Annotated in this window: 18 protein-coding genes; 10 read left to right on the top strand and 8 right to left on the bottom strand. The window is 36.7% G+C overall.

The features are described from left to right. Positions 1-25: 25 nt before the first annotated feature. On the bottom strand, positions 26-865 hold the full coding sequence (locus tag V7201_RS07000) for a DUF1206 domain-containing protein (protein ID WP_335376078.1): 840 nt from the start codon (positions 863-865) through the stop codon (positions 26-28). Positions 866-1108: 243 nt separating this feature from the next. Here V7201_RS07000 and V7201_RS06995 point away from each other — a divergent pair, with 243 nt between their 5' ends. Beyond that, positions 1109-2059, top strand: coding sequence for a ribose-phosphate diphosphokinase (locus V7201_RS06995; RefSeq protein ID WP_335376077.1), 951 nt, complete (start codon positions 1109-1111; stop codon positions 2057-2059). Between the two features lie 52 nt (positions 2060-2111). Here V7201_RS06995 and V7201_RS06990 read toward each other — a convergent pair whose 3' ends face one another. Further along, positions 2112-2624: a GNAT family N-acetyltransferase gene (locus V7201_RS06990; RefSeq protein ID WP_335376076.1), complete on the bottom strand. Its 513-nt coding sequence runs from the start codon at positions 2622-2624 to the stop codon at positions 2112-2114. Between the two features lie 355 nt (positions 2625-2979). Between V7201_RS06990 and V7201_RS06985 the strand changes: the two genes are divergently transcribed. Next, positions 2980-5082 (top strand): transglycosylase domain-containing protein, encoded by a 2103-nt coding sequence (locus tag V7201_RS06985; RefSeq protein ID WP_335376079.1) that lies wholly within the window; start codon positions 2980-2982, stop codon positions 5080-5082. A 77-nt stretch (positions 5083-5159) separates the two neighbouring features. Here V7201_RS06985 and V7201_RS06980 read toward each other — a convergent pair whose 3' ends face one another. The 6 genes from V7201_RS06980 to V7201_RS06955 form a co-directional block, all read right to left on the bottom strand. After that, a complete protein-coding gene (locus V7201_RS06980; protein ID WP_335376075.1) occupies positions 5160-5624 on the bottom strand; it encodes a DUF3291 domain-containing protein in 465 nt (154 codons plus the stop codon). 151 nt (positions 5625-5775) lie between these two features. Further along, complete coding sequence (locus V7201_RS06975) at positions 5776-6138, bottom strand: MerR family transcriptional regulator (protein ID WP_335376074.1); 363 nt, start codon at positions 6136-6138, stop codon at positions 5776-5778. Positions 6139-6157: 19 nt separating this feature from the next. After that, positions 6158-6868: an SDR family NAD(P)-dependent oxidoreductase gene (locus V7201_RS06970; RefSeq protein ID WP_335376073.1), complete on the bottom strand. Its 711-nt coding sequence runs from the start codon at positions 6866-6868 to the stop codon at positions 6158-6160. A gap of 90 nt (positions 6869-6958) precedes the next feature. After that, the gene (locus V7201_RS06965; RefSeq protein WP_335376072.1) at positions 6959-7498 is read right to left on the bottom strand and encodes an NAD(P)H-dependent oxidoreductase; all 540 of its coding nucleotides are present in this window, start codon (positions 7496-7498) and stop codon (positions 6959-6961) included. Between the two features lie 69 nt (positions 7499-7567). After that, positions 7568-8218 (bottom strand): SDR family NAD(P)-dependent oxidoreductase, encoded by a 651-nt coding sequence (locus V7201_RS06960; protein ID WP_335376071.1) that lies wholly within the window; start codon positions 8216-8218, stop codon positions 7568-7570. A 771-nt stretch (positions 8219-8989) separates the two neighbouring features. Continuing rightward, complete coding sequence (locus V7201_RS06955; RefSeq protein ID WP_335376070.1) at positions 8990-10396, bottom strand: excalibur calcium-binding domain-containing protein; 1407 nt, start codon at positions 10394-10396, stop codon at positions 8990-8992. Between the two features lie 322 nt (positions 10397-10718). Here V7201_RS06955 and trhA point away from each other — a divergent pair, with 322 nt between their 5' ends. The 8 genes from trhA (at position 10719) to dcm (ending at position 21572) form a co-directional block, all read left to right on the top strand. Then, entirely contained in the window at positions 10719-11357 is a 639-nt protein-coding gene (gene trhA, locus V7201_RS06950; RefSeq protein ID WP_335376069.1) for a PAQR family membrane homeostasis protein TrhA, read from the top strand. A 156-nt stretch (positions 11358-11513) separates the two neighbouring features. Continuing rightward, positions 11514-11831: a helix-turn-helix domain-containing protein gene (locus V7201_RS06945; protein WP_335376068.1), complete on the top strand. Its 318-nt coding sequence runs from the start codon at positions 11514-11516 to the stop codon at positions 11829-11831. Between the two features lie 18 nt (positions 11832-11849). Beyond that, positions 11850-12077: a hypothetical protein gene (locus V7201_RS06940; protein WP_335376067.1), complete on the top strand. Its 228-nt coding sequence runs from the start codon at positions 11850-11852 to the stop codon at positions 12075-12077. An 881-nt stretch (positions 12078-12958) separates the two neighbouring features. Further along, positions 12959-14992: an ATP-binding protein gene (locus V7201_RS06935; protein ID WP_335376066.1), complete on the top strand. Its 2034-nt coding sequence runs from the start codon at positions 12959-12961 to the stop codon at positions 14990-14992. Positions 14993-16097: 1105 nt separating this feature from the next. Continuing rightward, on the top strand, positions 16098-17570 hold the full coding sequence (locus V7201_RS06930; protein ID WP_335376065.1) for a MutH/Sau3AI family endonuclease: 1473 nt from the start codon (positions 16098-16100) through the stop codon (positions 17568-17570). 203 nt (positions 17571-17773) lie between these two features. Beyond that, positions 17774-18367, top strand: coding sequence for a hypothetical protein (locus tag V7201_RS06925; protein ID WP_335376064.1), 594 nt, complete (start codon positions 17774-17776; stop codon positions 18365-18367). Beyond that, the gene (locus V7201_RS06920; protein ID WP_335376063.1) at positions 18364-19443 is read left to right on the top strand and encodes a DUF262 domain-containing protein; all 1080 of its coding nucleotides are present in this window, start codon (positions 18364-18366) and stop codon (positions 19441-19443) included. The genes V7201_RS06925 and V7201_RS06920 overlap by 4 nt, the downstream gene beginning before the upstream one ends. A gap of 698 nt (positions 19444-20141) precedes the next feature. Beyond that, complete coding sequence (gene dcm / locus V7201_RS06915; protein WP_335376062.1) at positions 20142-21572, top strand: DNA (cytosine-5-)-methyltransferase; 1431 nt, start codon at positions 20142-20144, stop codon at positions 21570-21572. Positions 21573-21574 lie beyond the last annotated feature (2 nt).

The following is a 21574-nucleotide window of genomic DNA, read 5'->3' as shown; positions in this document are numbered from 1 at the left end:
GATACGTCCCCGTGCTTCTTTTAATTTATTTTCCAAAGTTCATATGCTGATAGCGTCCGCGGATGATTTGGTAGACGCCATATAATATAAGTCCAACTGCCACGATAGCCAGTAGGATCTGGCCAAATGGCTGGCTGGCTAGTTCTGTAAGAGCACCGCCAAACCCTTTTGATTCGTTTGGATTATGTGTGTAGGCTGTGCGAATGAAGAAAAAGCCGACCATGCTTAGAACGATGCCACGAGAAACCAGGCCGATTTTACCTGACAATTGTGCAATTTTACGTTCTTGGTCATTCATTTCATACGTTTTGAATTTTGACATGAATTTTTCCTTTGCACCACTATAAAGCTCGTACAGACCGTATCCAATAATAATGGCTCCTACTAATCCAATTAACCATACGCCAAATGGCTGTCCCATTAACTTGGCGGAAATCGTCTTGTGCGAATTATCGCTGCCAGCGTTCCCCGTGTGAGTAGCTAACTGAATGGCCCCAAATGCGAGACTCGTATAAATGAGTCCGCTGATGAAGGAACCCGATCTTTTAATCAGACCTTTAGCATTATTTCCTTCATTTTCGGGATCCTTAATCGCTTTAATAAAATTCCATAGAATATAACCGATTAAACCAAATCCAATGAACCATAATGCAACTTCACCAAATGGCATTTCGGCGAGAGATTGAAGTGCACCCGAAGTGCCAGTTGTATCTCCACTGGGGCCGATGGCTGCTAAAGCTGCCAGTACGCCGACCATCACGTATACAAGCCCTTTAGCCCAGTAACCTAATCGGCCAAAACGGCGTACCCACGGCTTCGCTTCTCTCAATTTCTCATTTACTTCTATTGTAGAGGGTGAATTCATATAAAGTTCACTTCCTATATAAGTCATTTACTATATGAAGTTCCCGTTTTACAGTAAAAAGAAACTACTATTATTCTTCCAGTATGAGAATTCGAGCCTTCAAATAATATGGTTGAAGTAGAAATTGAAAACCGAATTGAACCATTGAAAAAGAAAAGCTTAAAATAGATAGGAACCGCTTTCAGGAATTATGGTAAAATATTAATTGAGTTGGTTTAAATAATAGATCTTGGAGGAGTTACATTGGCTTATCAATTATCAAACCGTTTTAAAATGTTTAGTTTGAATTCTAACCCAAAATTAGCATCAGAAATGGCGAGACTTTTAGGATGCGAGTTAGGGAAAAGCTCTGTAACTCGATTTAGTGATGGGGAAATTCAGATTAATATAGAAGAAAGTGTTCGTGGAAGTGATGTTTATTTGGTTCAGTCGACTTCTCAGCCTGGCAATGAACATCTTATGGAGTTGCTCATCATGATTGATGCATTGAAAAGAGCCTCAGCAAAAACCATTAATGTCGTTATTCCTTACTACGGATATGCAAGACAAGACCGAAAAGCACGTTCCCGGGAACCGATTACGGCAAAACTAGTAGCAAACCTTCTCGAAACAGCTGGAGCGCACAGAGTTCTTACAATTGACCTTCATGCCCCGCAAATACAAGGTTTTTTCGATATACCTGTTGACCAATTAGTAGGCGTCCCGATCCTTGCTGAATACTTTGACAATAAAGGGTTAGAGGATATTGTAGTAGTTGCCCCAGATAATGGCGGGGTAGTAAGAGCCAGGAAATTAGCGAACCGTTTACATGCACCGATCGCATTAGTAGATAAACGCCGTCCACAGCCGAATGTTGTAGAAGTGATGAACATTGTCGGGAACATTGAAGGGAAAAATGCCATTCTAATTGATGACATGATCGATACAGCGGGCACAATCACGTTAGCAGCTAATGCATTAATGGAAAAAGGAGCAAAAGCAGTGTATGCATGCTGCACTCACGCTGTACTTTCCGGAGCAGCCATCAGCAGGATAGAAGGATCAGCAATAAAAGAATTAGTCGTCACGAATTCAATTGAGCTTCCAGAAGAGAAAATGATAGATAAAATTACAACCTTATCAATTGCACCATTGCTTGTCGATGCAATCGACCGTATTCATAATGAAAAAGCAGTAAGTCCTCTTTTTGAATAAAGATAAAATTAAAGCACGGGGACGTATCTNNAGATACGTCCCCGTGCTTTGTTCATTCTTTGAGGTCAATACCATAAAGTTTCAGTTCTTCAGTATCATTAGGAAGAGTCACATACCCTTCAAGCACCATGCCGAGTTTTTCCAGCAGCTTAGAAGAGGACGTGTTATCCTTCGTAGTGATGGCTACGAGCCTGTCTATACCCAATTTCCTCGCGTATTCCAAAGTACCTTTAGCCGCTTCATAGGCATATCCTTTGTTTTGATGTGCTGCAAGGAAGGCAAAGCCAAGATCCACATCCTCAAGCCCATCCCGTTTAATCAATCCACACAAACCTAATGGAATTTGAGTTTCTTTCGTTTCAACGACAAAGAGCCCAAACCCGTGCCGTTCATACATGCTCCTTGGACCAGACAAAATATAATTCTCTGCATCCTCAATCGACTGAATTCCTTTATCACCTATATACTGAAGCCATCCCGGTTCATTCAATAATAGTAAAATAAACTCCGCATCACGAACCTCCAGCCAGCGGACATTCAAACGCTCCGTTTCAAAAACCTGCACATTCCATCCCTCATTTCGGCGAATAATGGGTGGTGACCCTATAATGATTATAGAAGAAATTTAAACTTTATTAAACAATCTTGGAGAAAGGCGGTTTCACAAAATATGAAACGGGTATTTTTAATTTAAAACTGTTTCCCTCCATGTAAAACTCGGCTCATAATATCTCATCCATCAGAAAAAACCCCATAAAATCAACTCCAAAAGCGAATCTTTATAATTGGTCTAAAAAATATTATTCTATATAATTGTTTGGTGCACTCGTTTAATGTCAGGCACCTATTAAGTTAAAAAACTTATTAAACAACTAGTTCATCAACATAAGAAAACAAGGTGGGAATGACAATTGGGGAGAATGGAAAGAAGGCAGCAAAGGAAAAAATCAAAAATCGATTGGAATGAAATCAAATCCAAAAGTACGTTGAAGAAAGTCATCGCCATTAGTGGGGCTTTGGTCATTTTGGGTTTACTGATCCTTAATATCATGATCTGGAGTACGGATGTGAGCAAATTGGAAGATCCAGCGCCACAGCCAACGATCATTTTTGATCAACATAACAAGGTTGCAAGTAAGGTTGCGGCTTCGAATATCGAAGGAGTGAGCATAAAACAAATCCCGGATCACCTAATCCAAGCAGTGATTTCGACGGAGGATCAAAGATTTTACAAGCACGACGGAATCAATTATTTCGCGATTGCCAAGGCGTTCGTTCAGAATACAGTGAGTGGTGACATTGTGGCCGGCGGCAGTACGCTTACACAACAGCTGGCGAAAAATGCGTTTTTATCACAGGAACGTACTTACACGAGAAAGTTTAAAGAATTAATCCTTACAAAAAGAATTGAACAAAAATATTCGAAAGATGAAATCATGGAACGGTACCTGAACCAGATTTATTTTGGCGAAGGTGCATGGGGAATCCAGCGTGCCGCTCAAACCTATTTTGGCAAGGATGTCAGCGACTTAAGCTTAAGCGAATCGGCGATGATGGCAGGGTTAATCAAGGCCCCGTCCGTCTTATCGCCGTTTAAAGACATGGAAAAATCGGTTCAGCGGAGAAATGTCGTCCTTTCATTAATGGAAAAAGAAGGCTACATTAGTAAAAAGGAACTGGAAAAGGCCAAGGAACAGCAAATTGTGTTACAAGGGAAGAAAATCGACGATTATGAAGGAAAATACCCTTATTACCTTGACCATATCATTGACGAAGCCATCCAAAAGTACGACCTGACAGAAAATGAAATTCTTTCAGGCGGGCTGCGAATCTATACTGAAATGAATCCCGAAATCCAGGGTGCTGTTGAAGAAGTGTTCAAGGATAAAAGTTTGTTTCCAGAAAGCCAGCCTGATCAGCTGATCCAGAGCGGGGCTGCTTTTATCAACCCATCAACCGGAGGGATTAGTGCACTTGTTGGGGGCCGGGGGGAACATACTTTCCGAGGATTCAACCGTGCGACACAACTAAAAAGGCAGCCAGGTTCGACGATGAAGCCGCTCGCCGTGTATACTCCTGCCCTGGAAAAAGGATATAAGATGTTCGATATGCTGCAGGATATGCCAATCAATCTCGGCGGATATCAGCCGATGAATTACGACCGCCAATTCCGCGGTCAGGTATCCATGTATGATGCGGTCATCCACTCCTATAATGTCCCGCCTGTATGGCTGCTCGATCAAATGGGACTGAAGTATGGGATAAATTCAGTCGAGCGTTTTGGGATCAAACTCGAGCAAGAAGACCATCAACTTGGCCTGGCACTCGGCGGGATGAACAAGGGGATCTCTCCTTTAGCGTTGGCGCAGGCCTATTCCGCATTCCCGAACAAAGGATTAAGGACAGAGGCTCACGCGATAAAAAGAATCGAGGACGCTGAAGGAAATGTGATCGCAAAGTGGCAGAACAATGCGACGAAGGTTACAGATGAAAAGGTTGCGACTCAAATGACGTATATGTTAAAGGGAGTCGTTGAAGAAGGAACAGGGAAGAATGCCAAAGTGGATGGCTGGGAGATTGCGGCTAAAACGGGTACGACAGAAGTTCCTTTTGCAAATGAAGCAGGAACAAAGGATCACTGGTTTGTCGGATATACGCCTGAAATAGTCGGTGCCGTCTGGATGGGCTATGACCAAACAGATGAAAATCATTACCTGACACAATCCAGCGGAAGTACCGTTACCGTCATATTTAAAGAAATATTCTCCAAATCAATCAATCAATTTTCAAAAAAACAATTTGATCTGTCTTCCATTAATAAGCTGGTGGAAGAGCACAGGAAAAAAGAAGAACAGCAAAAAGCGTTAGAGGAAGAGAAAAAGAGAAAAGAGCAAGAAAGAATGGCTGAGGAGAAGAAGAGAGAGGAAGAGCAGAAAAAAGAAGATAAGAAGCAGGCGGAAGAGCCGAAGAAAAGGGAGAAAGGAAAAGGGAAAAAGAAAGACAAAGAACATAAGAAACATTGATGTAAGACGAATGCATTGAGGCAAAATGAAGGCAATTACTGAAATGGTAATTGCCTTTTCTGCTTATACATGACAATTTAAAGCACAGTTTTTTTTCCATTTTCATCAAAAACATGCTTAAAATCAAATGCCAAAGGACCTGGTCCATGTTTTAGGTATAAGTCGTATCTCTTAAAAGCTTCTTTCCATGATACATCCGTTACCTTATCCGTCCACCATACGATATAATTGGGATTTCTTTCTTCAAAATTGCCAAACCACTTTTTTCTATTCCGTAAAGCTTCCTTATGCAGGCCAGAGTAAGAGAAAGTATACAAAGCTGATAGGCTTTTCCATACTGTCAAGGTTAGAATAGGCGTCCCTTCGCTTATGCTTTCTTTTTCAGGGAAATACCTTCCATTAGGAGTGAATTCTTTTAATAGATGACCAGTTTTTGCAGCCTCCCGCATAACTTCAGCACCAACTTCAAAAAATTCACGTGAAGCTGGGTGTTCTTCTGAATGTTTTAACCTGCCTACTGTATAAATCGCAACTAAAGCCACGGTTATCCCTCATTTACAGTTTTACCTACTTATATTCTTTTAAGAGCAGACTGATTCCTATCTGTATACTATTTATTAGTTGAATACATATTTTTTGTCTTTTAAAAATCACAAAGAAGACCAACAGTTTTGCAACGTTGGTCTTCTCTGATCAGTTTTGCATTTCTCGTTCTAATCGTAAAATCTTTTCCTGGATCTTAATGAGGTTTTCTTCGGATTCACGAATTTGTTGTTGAATCTTCATTTCTTGTTGTTTCATCATCTCGATCCGTTCGGGATTCGTCTCTTTCCCAATCATCGACCATTCTACGAACCGTTTTATGTCCTTGATTGGCATACCGGTTTCTTTTAAACATAGAATGAAATCCATGAATTTCAAGGAGTCCTCGTCAAAAACCCGATCGCCTTTTTCTGTTCTTTTTAGGAAAGGGAACAGGCCCTGGTTATCATAGTATCGTAATTGCGAGATGGATAAATCCTTCATTTTTGCGACTTGGCCAATCGTATAAGTCATAATCGCGCCCCTTTGGTGATTACCATGGAATGATTCCGTTGTTGTTTAGTATTTTTCCATTATAACCGTTTTCGCTTAATGCGTAATCAACAATGATCTTTGCGCCTTCCGCCGTTGTTTTGCCTCCAGGAGCATTGCCGTTTAGGTCAGTTGAGGTAAAACCAGGTGTTACGCTGAAAATTTCTGGCCCATTGATCCCAAATTCTTTCCCGAAGGACAAGGTTAAGGCATTTGCAGCCGTTTTAGATGAATTGTAGCCTAATAAATTTAGATGCCCCGCCTGACCATTATCAAACATCGTTTGCGAAGCCATATCGGTTGTCACATTCACAATTTTTCCGCGTTGAGCATTTTTTATAAGCAGTAAAAAAGTTTGGATCATCTGAAACGTTCCAAAGAAGTTCACATTGAATTCTTCACGCAGCGTTTCTATTTTTAATTCAGTAGGGGAGATCCCGAAATCGAGGGCAATCCCAGCGTTGTTTATTAACAAATCTAAGTGTTCTGTCACTTCAAGGATGGTATTCTTCGCCTTTTCAATGGATTCTGTGTCGGTTACATCTACCTGAACATACGAAACATTTGATTTACCAATTGATTCTAAAGCTTTTAAACCAAGTTCCTCATTGCGAGCTCCTAAAAATACGGTGTAATTCTCTTCAGCCAACTGTCGGACAACTTCATACCCAATCCCTTTATTCGCTCCTGTTACAAATGCATATTTCGTCATAATTCATTCCTCCAAGATTCTTTTGAATAGGTTCAAATAAAAAGATACAACCTCAACCTAAGTTGAGGTCAAGGGTTTTTTGTGTAATTTTTATCGCTGCTCGATCTTTGTTGCCTGAAGAACGTATTCAACATATTTCTTAGCATTCTCAGCAAGTGCTTCGTCTGATACATGCATAACGCCATTCAGTACAAATAAAGGTAAGAACTTGGTGCCAATGAGATTACTTGTTTGCTGCAAAGGAGTGGTTAAAGTCTCCATTGTAAAATGATTGTAGCCAGTAGTCTGGTAAGAATCTTCCGGTCCGAAAGTTGAAATGGCTAGACCCAGTTCTTTTCCGTGAAGCTTGTTACCGCCAGGACCGTATGCCCAGCCGTATGAGAGCACTTCATCCTGCCACTGTTTCAACAAAGGAGGCGTGCTGTACCAGTAGAATGGAAATTGAAGAATTATACGGTCATGTGATTCCAGCAAGCTTTGTTCGTGTGCAACATCTATTCTTCCGTCAGGGTAAGCTTGATGAAGAACATGAACCGTAATTTCTTCGTGTTTATTCAGTTCTTCCATCCAAGTGCGGTTAATGCGAGATTGTTCCAAATTTGGGTGAGTGATGATGACAAGAGTTTTCATGCGTAAGTCTCCTTTTGTTTTATGATAATTTCTATACATTTGCACATGCAAATGAGCGATTAAAAAAATTTACATTTCCCCATATTCAACTTCTGTTTCCGTGCGATTAACGTACATACGATAAAATGCATTCGCAATCTTTTCAGCAGAGAAATAAGTACCTTCCTGGACAAACCCTTTAATCGTCAATGTTCCCACATAGATCCCTTTTGGGCTCAATTCCTGCTGCAAGCTGTAAGCCAAATTGCGGATACCGGCTTTTCCAATAGCCAATGAAGCGTAGTCAGCGTATGGATAAAGGGCTAATCCGCCACCTGTTAAAAGAATAGTTCCATCTTCCATATGTGGAATCACGGCTTGAACGCTGGCAAGAGCACCAGCTACACTGATTTTAAAATCATGAACGAGTTGATCTGAGTTTAATGTCGTTGGTTTTCCAGGTGTTCCAGCAGCAGCGTTGTATAAGAGTACATCAATGTTCCCATAAGCTTTGATTACCTGATCAATTGCCGCCTTTAATGATTCTTCCGATGAAGCATCGCCTGTAAAACCTTCTGCCGCTATTCCGTCATTTTTTAGTTCGCCCACATGTTTCTGAAGGGAGTCCATATTGCGAGAAATCATGGCAATTGTAAAGCCTTCTTTTCCAAATTTCCTTGCAGTATTTAAACTTATCCCAGGTCCAGCACCGACAATGAGTAATAATTTTTCAGACATCATAATAGCCTCCTTGAATATTTGTATATGCAAATGAATGGTTAAAAAAAGATTTCTTTCAAGCTTATTGCGCGCTTCTTACAGCATTTTTCTTAAATCCGTTTTTTTCCTAAGGTACCAGCATAGCTGGTAAACAATGAATCTGATTTTCTTTCATTACTGATTCCAGTATTATTCTCATTTGCATATACAAATTAACATGTTATTTTATTTTAGTCAACAAAATCATTTCAAATTGGGAGTTCTCTTTTTACTTAATGCTCGGCAGAATGAAGGACAAACAATAATGGATAAAACATAAGAATTGTAAAGGATGATCGGGGGAAGATAAGTTTAAGAGGTAAAAGATATGCGTAAAATGATTCTCTCCTTAGTTCTTACTTTTACAATCTATATGTTGGCAGGTTGTGGCTCAATAGATATGGAACCTCAAAAAGGAGTGAAAAAAGATGTACAAGAATAGGAGACGAAAGGTGAAGAACCTAAGATTAAATAAGAACAATACGATGTCGTGTGGGGAACATATGACAAGGAATGGGTTTATAGTGACGAATGGACTGGAGAGGGTTTCGATAATTTTGATGAGTCGATGAAGGTGTTGGGTCAATGTATGAAGGAAACCGAAGAAGAAACTGAGAAGTGTGTTTACAATTATTTATATAATAAATAATGGGCTGGGCCCGAACTAATGTAAGTGAGGAACTTTTAATAGTATATTATTTATTAAAAGAAAAGAAGAGTAACATTAGTAGTCTACTCTTCTTTATTGATTAACTATTCACACGCAATGCCGTCTCCATCTCGGTCCAGTTTCCTGGAGTATCCAGGATCTCCTGTACGGATTGGAGCTGCACCTGCATCTCTAACAGCACTACAGTTTTTATAGTAAACATTTGCTGCGGCTGCTTTGGCAGCTTCTTCTTCTTGTGCTTTTCTCTCGGCGGCAAGACGGGCAGCTTCTTCTTCTTCTTCTTCTTTTGCCTTCTGCTTGGCAGCAATACGAGCGGCTTCTTCCTTGGCTTTTTGTTCAGCAGCAAGACGAGCAGCCTCTTGTTCTTTCGCTTTTTTCTCGGCAGCGAGGCGTGCAGCTTCATCTTCCTTCGCTTTCTGTTCAGCAGCAAGACGGGCTTTATCATCTGTTTCTTTTTTGCTGTTCTTTGTTTCTGTATGGGTGTCTGCAACTCCCTGTGCTGGAGCTTTCTTGCTTTCCGTTTCATCTTCTCCAAAAATCATCGCCAAGACAATTACCAGGATGAGCAGATAAGAAAGGGAAGCGAAACCTTTTTTCCAAAGCTTGCCGCTGCGGAAACCTAGAATCTTCTGATGCCATTTTCTCTTCTGGACAGTGAAGAATGCGCCTTTTTCTGCAAGCATGGCAGCAAATTCTTTTCCTTTGGAGTTAAAAGTAAGCTCACCGCCTTCAACCGTTACAACGGTTTTTAACGCAAAGTAATCGACTGTTTCACCATTAAAGGCACCAAATGCCCATGTGTGGAGAAGGGTGGCAACGCGCTCTTTATTATCATATTGATAGAGATAGACGAAATCATCGACTACGATAAAATCGCCTTCCGCCTTATCTTTTTTATATTTTCCCTGGACGATGAATAAAGCATGAGGGTGCTTTTCTTTCAATAGTCGAAGACCATTGTCACTTGTTCCCTGATCATCTCTTTTTAACAGGAAAGGAGTGATAGCCACCTGCTGCTTACGCAAATCTGCTAATCTTTCTTTATGAAGGAAATAAGTAAAATCATGCGTAACGGTCGTTTCCATCTTGCGGTTTGGATTTTGGACTTTCTGATTTAAAATATAGAAAAATTCATCGCTGTCATCATTCTTCGAGATATCATCGACCACAACCCGGCGGCCGCCTGCAGAAAAACTCAGCTTCCATTCATGCTTATCCTTGCCGTCCTCCGTGATTCGGATATCATAAATAGAAGAATAATTGTAAGAAGAATTCTCCGAACGTGAAATGAACATGACCCTTGTGTCAGTTAGAGCAATGACACCATCAATTTCCTTGCCGCCACGCTTATCCAGCTCACCTTCGATCACCTTCAACACCCGTTCATTCTCACCAAGCACAGCCCAACGATCCACATGGAGAATTTGTTTATATTTAGTCTTTAGAGTCTTTTGAGACAAGGTAGGGTGATTCCCAATCCATTTGTCCATAGCTACTTTCCCCCTGTATCCATCTTGTTGAATGTATGTATAAATTTCCCTTGATTATGGTAACACAATTTTGTAATCGTTTTGACATAAATCAGTTAAGAAATGGCAGGTAATGATTGCCACCAGATTTTTTTGAACTGACTATGTTTCTCCCCTAACCAAAATATTTTAAAGGTAGGTGGTGATAGGTATATAATGTTCTGTAGAAACCTGGGGAAAACAAAAACTCATTATCCAGCTAACACATGTTGAAGGATACAAGTTATTGGAACATATAATAGAAGAATTATCTTGAGGTCAATGAATGGAGTGAAAAAAAGAATTGGCTAATACACATATTTTTACGAAGCAAGAGGAGATTGCCAACGCCATTATCCATGGAATAGGCGCTTTATTAAGCATTGCCGCCCTAGTTATTTTGATTGTATTTTCATCTTTGCACGGAACAGCGTGGCATGTCGTGAGCTTTACCTTATTCGGAGTGACCATGGTCCTCCTCTATACATCATCTACACTCGTCCACAGCTTTCCACCCGGTAAAGCAAAGGACGTCTTTGAAATTCTAGATCATTCATCCATCTATTTTTTCATTGCCGGAACGTATACACCATTCTTATTTATTGCGGTAAAAGGAGCTCCAGGTTGGACTCTTTTTGGAATTGTATGGGGCCTTTCCATTGCCGGAACCGTCTTTAAATCTTTGTTTGTCAAACGCTTCTTACATACCTCAACAGGATTATATGTCGTAATGGGTTGGCTTATCGTGTTTGCCTGGGGGCCATTAACAGAAAACGTATCAGCTCGGGGACTTCTGTTCTTAGTGATTGGCGGTGTTTTGTATACTGTTGGAGCCATTTTTTATGTTTGGCGGGGATTTCATTATCATCATGCGATTTGGCATCTTTTCGTCATTGCTGCATCCGTTATGCATTTTTTTGCGGTTTTGACATTGTTGCCATAATTATAAAAAACTAAATAACTTGATAGCGGCAGTTCATAGACTGTCGCTTTTTTGTGTGGATTTTTAAAAGTTGAATAAGGGCAACAAATGGTCATTATCGTGCGTGGTCAATCTTTTTCCAGAGGTATCTAATGGTCTTAAAAAGGAGTATGACTATTGGAAGAGAAAATGACCATTTTGATTGGCGAACCATTAAGAAAACTACGTAAGCAAAAACTACAATCACAAGAAGATCTAGCAGACTACAGCAAATTAAACCGAAAATACATAAGCAACTTAGAAAGAAATTCACAAAGCCCAACATTAGAAACAATCATAAAATTAGCGACTGCATTAGGAATTAAGCCTTCAGAATTCATTAAAGAAATAGAAGAATATGAAGTTAACGCACAATATTTGTTAGAAGCTTCAAAAGAAGTAGAGGAGATTAAGGCGGTAAATAGACAGAACAAAAATAATTTAAAATATGACTAATCCCAAATGGAGGATCCCATGAATACTACTGACCTTATAGATCGAAGGGTATCCCGGTTTTTTAATGAGTACAACGATGAGATTGAAATGGAGATTATAAAGTATCAAGATCATTATAAAGTAGTTGTGACGATATGCCAGGAAGAACCGCCTTATAAGGATATTATTGGAATTGGGACGGATCGATGGAGTGGGAGGAGAGCGGCTAGGAAGGCTTTGTTGGAGTTGTATAGGGAGGCTTATTAGAATATCTTTTAATAGAATTTTCAGGAATGAGATAGTAACTTTTAAAATTGGTTACTATCCTTTTTTATTGTTTAATTAAATTATGTAAATAATTACCCATAATAGTATATATTGGATAATATATGAAGAATACAATTATTATTTGATTGTAACAAATAATATAATAGGAAAAATTATAAAGACTCCCCTTTGTTATCCTTTGAAAAATGAAAGGGAATTTTTTGTTTTATTAGTCAAGGTATAATTCGTTGGGATAAACGGGAGGCTAGTAGCGCGGACCGTCGCTAAATATGTATAAACTATTCGAAAAATTTTTATGGCGATGTATAACGGCGAAGGATTGGCTATGCAGAATGCTACGTTGGAAGTGAGATAATAACGGATAAAATGACTAAAGAGCTTTTTGATGGCTTGATTACGTACATGGTGGGATAAAAATGTATATGCTAGGCTCCGGTAGTATAAGTTAGGACACTTCTGCGATTTTGCTACGGAGATAATGATCGTAGATATAAGCATTTTATGTCAATTAAATGGTCACTAGGTTAAGATTCAAACAAATAATGTAAATAATTATTATAAAATGGGTACACTAAGTCTTTAATTTTGTTAAAATATGGGTATAACACTTTAGTCTATGGGAGAAAAGTGGACTTTTTCTGCTCGATTAGAAGAATTGTATGTAATGATGAAAGATATGTCTATTTAAATCTCTACCTCCACCCATAAAGTGCGGTGGGACTATCTGTTGTTAATGGGGAAATAATCCATTTCGAATGGTTTTTTACGGAAGTTGTAAAAATGAAAGAAGATATTGAAAATCTCGCCAAAAAGAGTACAGTAATTTGATTATTAGGAGACAAAGGTTTTAAGGAGGACTTATGGTTAACAGTAATTTTATATTCGGAAAAGACCCATTAGAGTTAAAAGAGAATCAAAACGATAATATTAGTTCATATTTTACTGAAATTAGTAAAAGAGAAATAAAGAACATTTTAAAATCGTATGTGAGTTTTTTTGATCCTTTTAGTGAGCTAATTCAAAACGCTATGGATTCTGTAGACAGGAGAAAAAAGATATTAAATGAAGATGGATATCAAAAAAGGCTATGGATCACAGTAGATTTAAAGAATAATACATTTAGTGTGACAGATAATGGCATGGGGTTTAGCGAAAAGGAATTAGGATTTTTTGCGCCAAATGTTTCTTTTAATAAAAATGAGGATGAACGTGGGAATAAGGGGGTAGGGGCTACGTTTGTAGCCTATGGATATAACTATATTCAAGTTGGTTCAAAATCATCTGATTTTAACTTTTTGGCAGAATTAACCAACGGTAGGAATTGGGTGAACGATACCACTAATGATGTCAGTAGGCCGGTATTTCAGGAAACAACTCTCATTGATTCCTCTTTTAAAGACATAGATAGGGGAGCAACGTTTTCAATAAAGTTTGGAGGGAGCAGCGGAAGGCCAAAGGATTTATCATGGTTAAATGCAGACAAAGCATTTCAGTGGAAAAGCATACTAATGATAAAAACACCTCTAGGCCAAATAAACACTGGTGGCAGTGTGGCTGATAATGAAAAAATAGGATTCTCTTTGAAAGTAATTGATAAATCAGGTAATGAAGACAGCCTTAAAGAAATAGAGGATGCTGAATACATTTATCCGCACAAAGTTATAGATAGAAGTAAAGATATATCTGAGATTATCAAAGTGAGGAGCAAGCTTGCAGAAAAGGGAGATACACTTGATAAGTTAAAACCTCAATATAAGAATTTGAACGCAGTTTATAAATTTTATCATACAAGAGATTTAATAGCGGAATTTAGTGCTTCAGGAAATTCAGATGATTCCCAAGCTAGTCAAGATTCTGAAGAAGAATCATTGCTAAAGGAGTATACTGTGACAGCATATGGTTTTTTCTGTTATTCAAGAAAAGTTTGGGATACATACAACGATGAACTTCTTAAAATTAGAAAGGGTCAGAGGATTATAAGTGGTGGAATCCAGTTAGCAACAAACAATATGCCTCAAGGGGAGCTAATTGCAATACCCCTAACGTTTGAAACTGGATACCAATATCAAACTCATGTTATTGTCCATTTTATAAAAGCCGATCCTGACTTAGGAAGGAAAGGGTTTCAACCAGAGTTAGTAAATTTAGCCCAACAAATCGGAGTCAAGATAGTGAATTTTCTAAAGGGATATAGAAAAGCACATCTTATGAAAGATGGTGGAGGTAAGCCAAAGTTAAAAAAGCAAGCAAAAAAAGAACAATGGATAGAGGATCAAAAAAATTACGAAACAGCAAATCCGTTAATTATTAAACATGAAAAATTTTTCCTTCCAACTAAGGAAATTAGTATTACCTCACTTCCAAGAAGCGAACAAGATGTAATTGTGTTGTTCAACCAATTGGTTGCAGGTGGAGTAATTAGAGGCATAAAATTATTAGCTACAAGTCAACATCAACAATATGATGGTATATTTAGATTTTCATTTTCAAAGCCAAAGGAAAACCATATCTTTGACAAAGAATCCAATCCTTTAGGTATTACTAATGAAATGTGGGAGGATGATTTAGAAAAGGGTCCTACGGCAATTTTGGAATATAAACAAAATGTTGATGCGCTTCTAGAGGAGTTTGAAAACGGGGAGAAAGACGAAAAGGATATTTACTTAGTAGTTGCTTGGGATATAGGGATGCACTGGAAAGAGAAATACAATGTAGTTTCTTACTTAGATTTAGATAATTATCACCATCGAATAGCTCATGGTATAACTCATGCTTTCATGGATGATTATAATGAAAACCCCAAAATGTACGGTATAATATTATCCGAGCTCGTTAGCTACCTTAATGATCTTGAAAAAGAACAAGAAAATCAAAGGAATAAATATAACAACTAAGTTTTACTCGTTAAAAATTAGACAGAGACACCTATATCTTGTATTTAAATATGTAGAGTGCTTTGAAACACTAACACATATTGTTGTTGTTAGTGTTTTTGTTTGTGCACCAGGCATGGGTTCTCAGTTAATAGGGTGATAGTCCTTAATTGTGGAGTCAGTAGTAGCGGTAGCTTAACGCATTAGTGTTCATATTTACGTGGAGTCTAAAGGATGCGAGTGGCAAACCTTCAGTCTGAGGAATACGAACTCAAATAAGGCTAGGTACCATTGGATGAGTCTGCAACCCAAGGCAACATCCTTACTGCCAAAGAAGATGCAGAATAAATGATGCACGTATTTGGAGGGGAAGACGGTACTCTTATTCTTGGAGGTCAGGTTGAAACTTCAAGTTCTCTGCTAACCTGCCAAGCCAGAAGCTAGCAGAAAGCATAGTACCCTTCCAATTCGAGAAAGAAGTGGAAAAGCTGAACTATTAAGAGAGAATAAAATTTACAAATTCAGTTTCTATGTCGAATATAGACAACACATATGGTCTTGCCTGAAAGAGGAAATGGTGAATCCTGTGGGGCATCCAGGAGGTTGTAGCAGGAGCTAGCATAAAGTTAATTTTCATAAACTTACAAAGAACACGAAAGTTATGTTAATGTCTTAAATCTTCAAACGGATAAATCTTTTATCTGCTCTGCCAAACAAGGAGCAGTAGGAGTAAAGTGCAATTATATTAGTAATGGATTAGGTGTTAAAGAAGCATCTGGTCTAATTAGTCTAATAAAATATCGATTATACGAAATAACTGTTACAACCTCATACATTAGTCAAGAAGCATCTGGAAAATTAAATGGATGATCGAGTTAAAAGTGTTGCTGCAATTATATTACAGTCGCACTAGTATCTAATGGTGTTCGTACGAATTTCAGTGAGACTGATTGGTAAGATACCAACGTTCTGAAAAAATAAAAGGGATTACGATAACAGTAACTTTGTTTATTTACTAACTAGGCATTAAAAGTAGTTTATACATATTTTAGAAAAAGTGGTATTATCCTTTTTTTAGGGAATTCCAAGAGGATGTAGCGGCAAGTTAAATAAAGGAGGGATTGTTTTGACAGGACATGTTTTTTCAAAAAAAGAACTAGAAAATATTTTCTCCAATGTTATTGGTAAAACATTAGGAGAAGTAGATCGAAATAATATATTTGTGAGAGCAAAAACAAACCCGAAAATTACAGGGATTGCAGGGGATGTAATTGAACAGTCTGTACTAGGGTATCCACCGGATACAAAGCAAAGTCCAGATTTGTTTGTTGATGGTGAGGATATTGAGTTAAAAACAACAGGAATTAGAATACCAAAAAAGACAAGTATCCATCAATTTGAAGCGAAGGAGCCCATGTCTATAACTGCAGTTTCTCCAAAAAAGATATCAAATGAAAATTTCGAGTCATCTAATTTTTGGCACAAACTAAAAAAGATGTTGTTGGTTTATTATCATTATGACTCTAACGTAACTGTAAAAGCTATAGACTATTCTAATTTTGTAATTCAGGGTTATCAATTTCATGAGTTTCCCGAGGAAGATAAGGAAATTCTGAAAAATGACTGGAATATTGTTAGGGACTTTATAGAGAAATTACAAGACGAGTATGACTTTCCAGAAAATGAGTATCATAGGATTTCTTCTGAATTAAGAAAAGACTTAATGTTTATTGATATTGCTCCTAAATGGCCTAATAGACCAAGATTTCGTTTAAAAAGAACAACAGTTTCAAATATTGTGCAAAAACACTTTGGTGAGAAGTTTGAAGTGTTAAAGACTCATTACACTACATATAAAGAATTAGATGAAAAATTACATCGATTAACAGAATTGTATCATGGAAAAACTGTTAAGCAGCTTATGTTGGAGCTAGATATACCTATTACTTTAGATAAAAAAGGAGATGTACATAAATCTATATCTGAACAAATAGTAGTTAAAATGTTTGGTGCAAAAGTTAAAAAAATTAGTAAAATTGAATTATTTAATAAAATTGGAATTATACCGAAAACTGTAACTCAAACAAAAAAGGGTACTAGAACGGAAGATACGAAGTTATTTACAATAGATTTTACAGAATGGACAGATGAAACTATTGAATTTGAAAATTCTTTTGTTTTTAATTATTTTAGCAATCAGCATTTTTTGTGCATTCTTTTTGAAGAACCATCGTCTTCTTCAAAATTGCTTGAAAAAAAGTTTTTAGGATTTAAACGATTAATCTTTCAAGATAGCTTAATAGAAAATGATGTAAGAAAAGTATGGAATGAAGTAAGAGATTTGATTATTAATAATAAATTAATAGAATCTATAGAATACAACAAAGATGGTATTGCAATCAAAAATAAAAAAACAGGAAAATTTAAGACTTCTATTAATTTTCCGAAATCTAAAGAAAATAATTTTTTTGTTAGAGGTACAGGAACAGATTCCAATAGAAAAACTTTGGTTATTAATGGTATAAATATGTACAATCAAAATTTATGGGTAAAGGGCAAAACTCTAGTCACAATGCTAAATGAAATTGATTTTATTTAAAATGATGATAAGCATAAATTTTTTTATTTTTACCGACTGTATGACATCTAACTTGTCACGTAAGATGGAGGCATTATATTAACAAGATTTCAAGTTCAAACAGAGTTTCTCATTATAATTAGAGAGATTCCGTCTATAACATCAATATGGGAGGGATTTAATATTATTACAATTGTATATTAGGAATTTGAGGAGTGAGGAATATGCATACCGAAACATTAGAGAAAGAATGGCCTCAACTAACAGCTAAAGAAGATCTAGTTAGAAAATTATATATATGTTACCCTACAAAAGCATTTTTAGGAAAGGAAGATATAGGCTTTCAAATTTTTGATGAAATTAGTAATTTTTTTAGCATCCCTTTCAATCAAGTGCAAGTTGTAGGATCTGCGAAAACAGGAAAAAGTTATTTTAAATTTACAGAATTTATTGAAGGAAAATCTGATTTGGATATTGCTATTATTAGTCCAGAATTATACATGAGATATGTAGAGTTAAGTTATAAAGTAACAAATGGATATAGAGATCAAAGTTTATTTAATCTCAATAAAAAAAATGTATCAAATATTCATGAATTCAAAAAGTGTATAACAAATGGTATTTTTAGACCGGACTTAATGCCAAATTGCCCACAAAGAAAAGAATGGTGGACCTTTTTTAATAAATTATCAAATAAACATCATAAGTTATTTAAGAATATAAATGCTGGAATTTATGCGACGCAGTACTTTTTTGAGTTTAAACAAATTGAAGGCCTAGATAAATACATGAATCGTATTGGGGGTACAAGACTGTGAAGGTAAAATATAACGTAAGAGCTAGACAACTTTTGGACGTAATTAATGAAATAAAATCTGAGAGAATTATATTATCTCCTTATTTTCAACGAAACTTTGTTTGGAGAGAAGTTCATAGAATCGATTTTATAAGAACAATAATGATGGGATTACCTTTTCCTGAGATATTTGTTGCGAAAGGAGATCTTGATGTCGAAGCAATGGTTACAACGTCATGTATAGTAGATGGACAACAAAGATTAACAAGTATTTTGAAGTTCATTGAAGGGGAAATCGAAGTTGATGGTAAAAACTGGTCTACTCTTAGTACAGAAGAAAAAGAAAGTTTTCTTAAATACGAAATTGCTATGATTGAGTTAGATATAAAACATGATGACAAATTAGTACTAGAAATTTTTAAAAGACTAAATAGAACTTATTATTCATTGTCTAATATTGAAAAGCTCTCAACTGAGTATGCACCTGCGGAAATAATGCTTGTTGCAAAAATGCTCGTTAAAGAGCTCGATATAGATTTAGATTATGAAAAAGAAAGTCAAAATGAAGGTGACCACACATTTGAATATCACCCCAATTTTCCAAGTGAGTTTTTAGAATGGGCTGCAGAACAAGATATCGCATACATTAATGATTTATTATTAAAATCACCAATTTTTAGTCCATATGAAATTTCCCGACAAGTTCACTTGATGTTTGCACTAAATATTCTAGGAACTATAGAAGTAGGTATCTTTGGAAGGAACATTAGTAAAGACCTGCTAAATAGCTACTCAGAAAGTTTTCCTGCGAAGGACAACATAGTGAAGAAATTGAATTCTGTTGCTAAAACAATATTAGATCTTGAATTAGAAAACAATTCATATTGGTATAATAAAGCAAATGCATTCTCACTAATAACAGCTTTATATGAAAAGTATGAAGCTGTTAAAGCACTTGGGAATGAAGAATTAAGAAGAAGATTAGTCTCATTTGAGCTCAATGTACCTAGTGAGTATCAAATAGCAGCAAAAGAGGGTGTAAATAATAAGAAAGAAAGACTAATAAGGAATGATTATTTAATGGAATTACTTAAATAGTTTTTCTATATGATACCACAACATAAAAGCATAAAAAATTACATTGTATTTAGAAAATTAAGTATTTGGGGTAAAATAAGGCATTGGCATTTTCTACCTGATTTATGTTACTCATAGTTGTTAAAAATCTAGACTTACCAGTGATTCTACTAGTGAAGACATTGTTACAAAAATTTAGAATAATTTTTGAATCTGACTGACTATGTTATCAGAAAAGGATTAGAATACATTCACTAAATAAGTTATTATAGATTATTTGAAATGAAAAACTAGAGCTGCTAATCGCTCTAGTTTTTCACATTATGGAATAGACATTCGGTCATGTTTATCCATCCTAATAAACTCGTATATTCGACTACTAATTATCTTATAAATATTAATCGGCTACCCTCTGCAACTTTTCAAGTAATTTAAAAAAGCATGTTTTGTGATGCCCCCTCTTTAATAATCTTCTGACTAATGATTGGTACCTTCTTTTATCCTCAAAACCTGGATATAGTGGGTAAAAGTGAACAATACAATTAATAATGAGAACTTCTATTTCCCCTTTAAGTATGATATAGTTAGTGTTTATGTTAATGTATTAAAACTTATTAAATATCATTATTTAAAAGTTATTTTTATTGATCTTTTTATAATATCGTAGTATAATGAAGTCATATATACGATTATATGTTCGGTTGTCTGGAGGATGCTATATGAATAAGACAGTAATAGAATTATTTGCAGGTGTAGGCGGTTTTCACCTAGGCTTGAAGAATGCCAGTGGTTGGGATGTATTGTGGGCAAATCAATGGGAACCAGGAAAGAAGTTGCAACACGCAGCCAAATGTTATGAAGCACATTTTCCCGAAACTGAATTAATGAATAGGGATATAGCAGAGGTAAATGATAATCCAGATAGGTTTCCTATTCCGAAACACAATCTACTTGTAGGTGGCTTTCCATGTCAGGACTATTCAGTAGCGTCTACAGGGGCAAAGGGAATTGAAGGAAAAAAAGGCGTGCTTTGGTGGGAAATCCATCGTATATTAAATAGCCATAGACCTCCATTTGTTCTGTTAGAAAATGTGGACCGACTATTAAAGTCACCAACTAAACAACGAGGAAGAGATTTTGCTGTAATGCTCGCCTGTTTTCGCGATCTTGGATACACGGTTGAATGGCGTGTGATTAACGCTGCAGATTACGGTTTTTCTCAAAGACGCCGTAGGGTTTTTATATTTGCTTACCATAATTCCACCGAATATTTCAAAAGACAAACAGAAAATGATAATTTTTCAAATATGAAAAATTATATACTGGAAAATGGTTTCTTCTCAAAGGAATTTCCAATCAAGGAAGTAATTGACCAACCTCTAATTGAATTTAACCAAGATGTTAAAACGATTTCCGACACCCATAAAGGGGCATTTTTTGAAGCTGGTGTAATGCAAGGGCAACAAGTATACACTGCAAAGTATGTAGCCAAGATACAAGAGGCCAAAAAACTTGGTCAGGTATTACAATCAAATGTAGATGAGAAGTACTTTTTAGGGGAAGACTTAGCCAAATGGGAGTACATGAAAGGGTCAAAAGGTGAACCTAGGAAGACAAAAGAGGGTTTTGAATATATGTTTCGGGAGGGAGCAATCGCTTTTCCCGATCCGTTAGATAGGCCTTCACGAACAATGTTAACCAGTGAATCAAGTAAAAATAGAAGTACTCATGTTGTTGCGGATCCACAAAAAAATGGTAGGCTACGAGTTTTAACACCAATAGAATGTGAAAGACTTAATGGATTCGAAGATGATTGGACTAACACTGGTATGCCTGAAAAGTTTCGTTACTTCTGTATGGGGAATGCTTTAGTGGTAGGATTAGTGACTAAAATGGGACAAACACTAAACGAAATATTCGAGCAAGAGATAGAAGAGCCTAACCCTGATGAAAATATTATTAAATCAGCTAAAGTGGAATCAGAATGCATAGTAAAAGAGGCAAAGGAAAAGGCAGAAGTCATAAAAAAAGCAGCCGAATTAGAAGCTCAACAAATTATTAGAGCCGCTAAAGAAAGAGAAGAAGAAATAGTTCAAAAAGCTATAATTGAAGCAGAAAGTATTATTGAGGCGAGTAAAGTCCAAGTTTAAAT

Origin of the sequence: Bacillus sp. JJ1122 (assembly GCF_036964885.1) — a bacterium.
Lineage (GTDB): Bacteria > Bacillota > Bacilli > Bacillales > Cytobacillaceae > Mesobacillus.
This window is presented reverse-complemented; position numbering and strand designations above follow the sequence as displayed.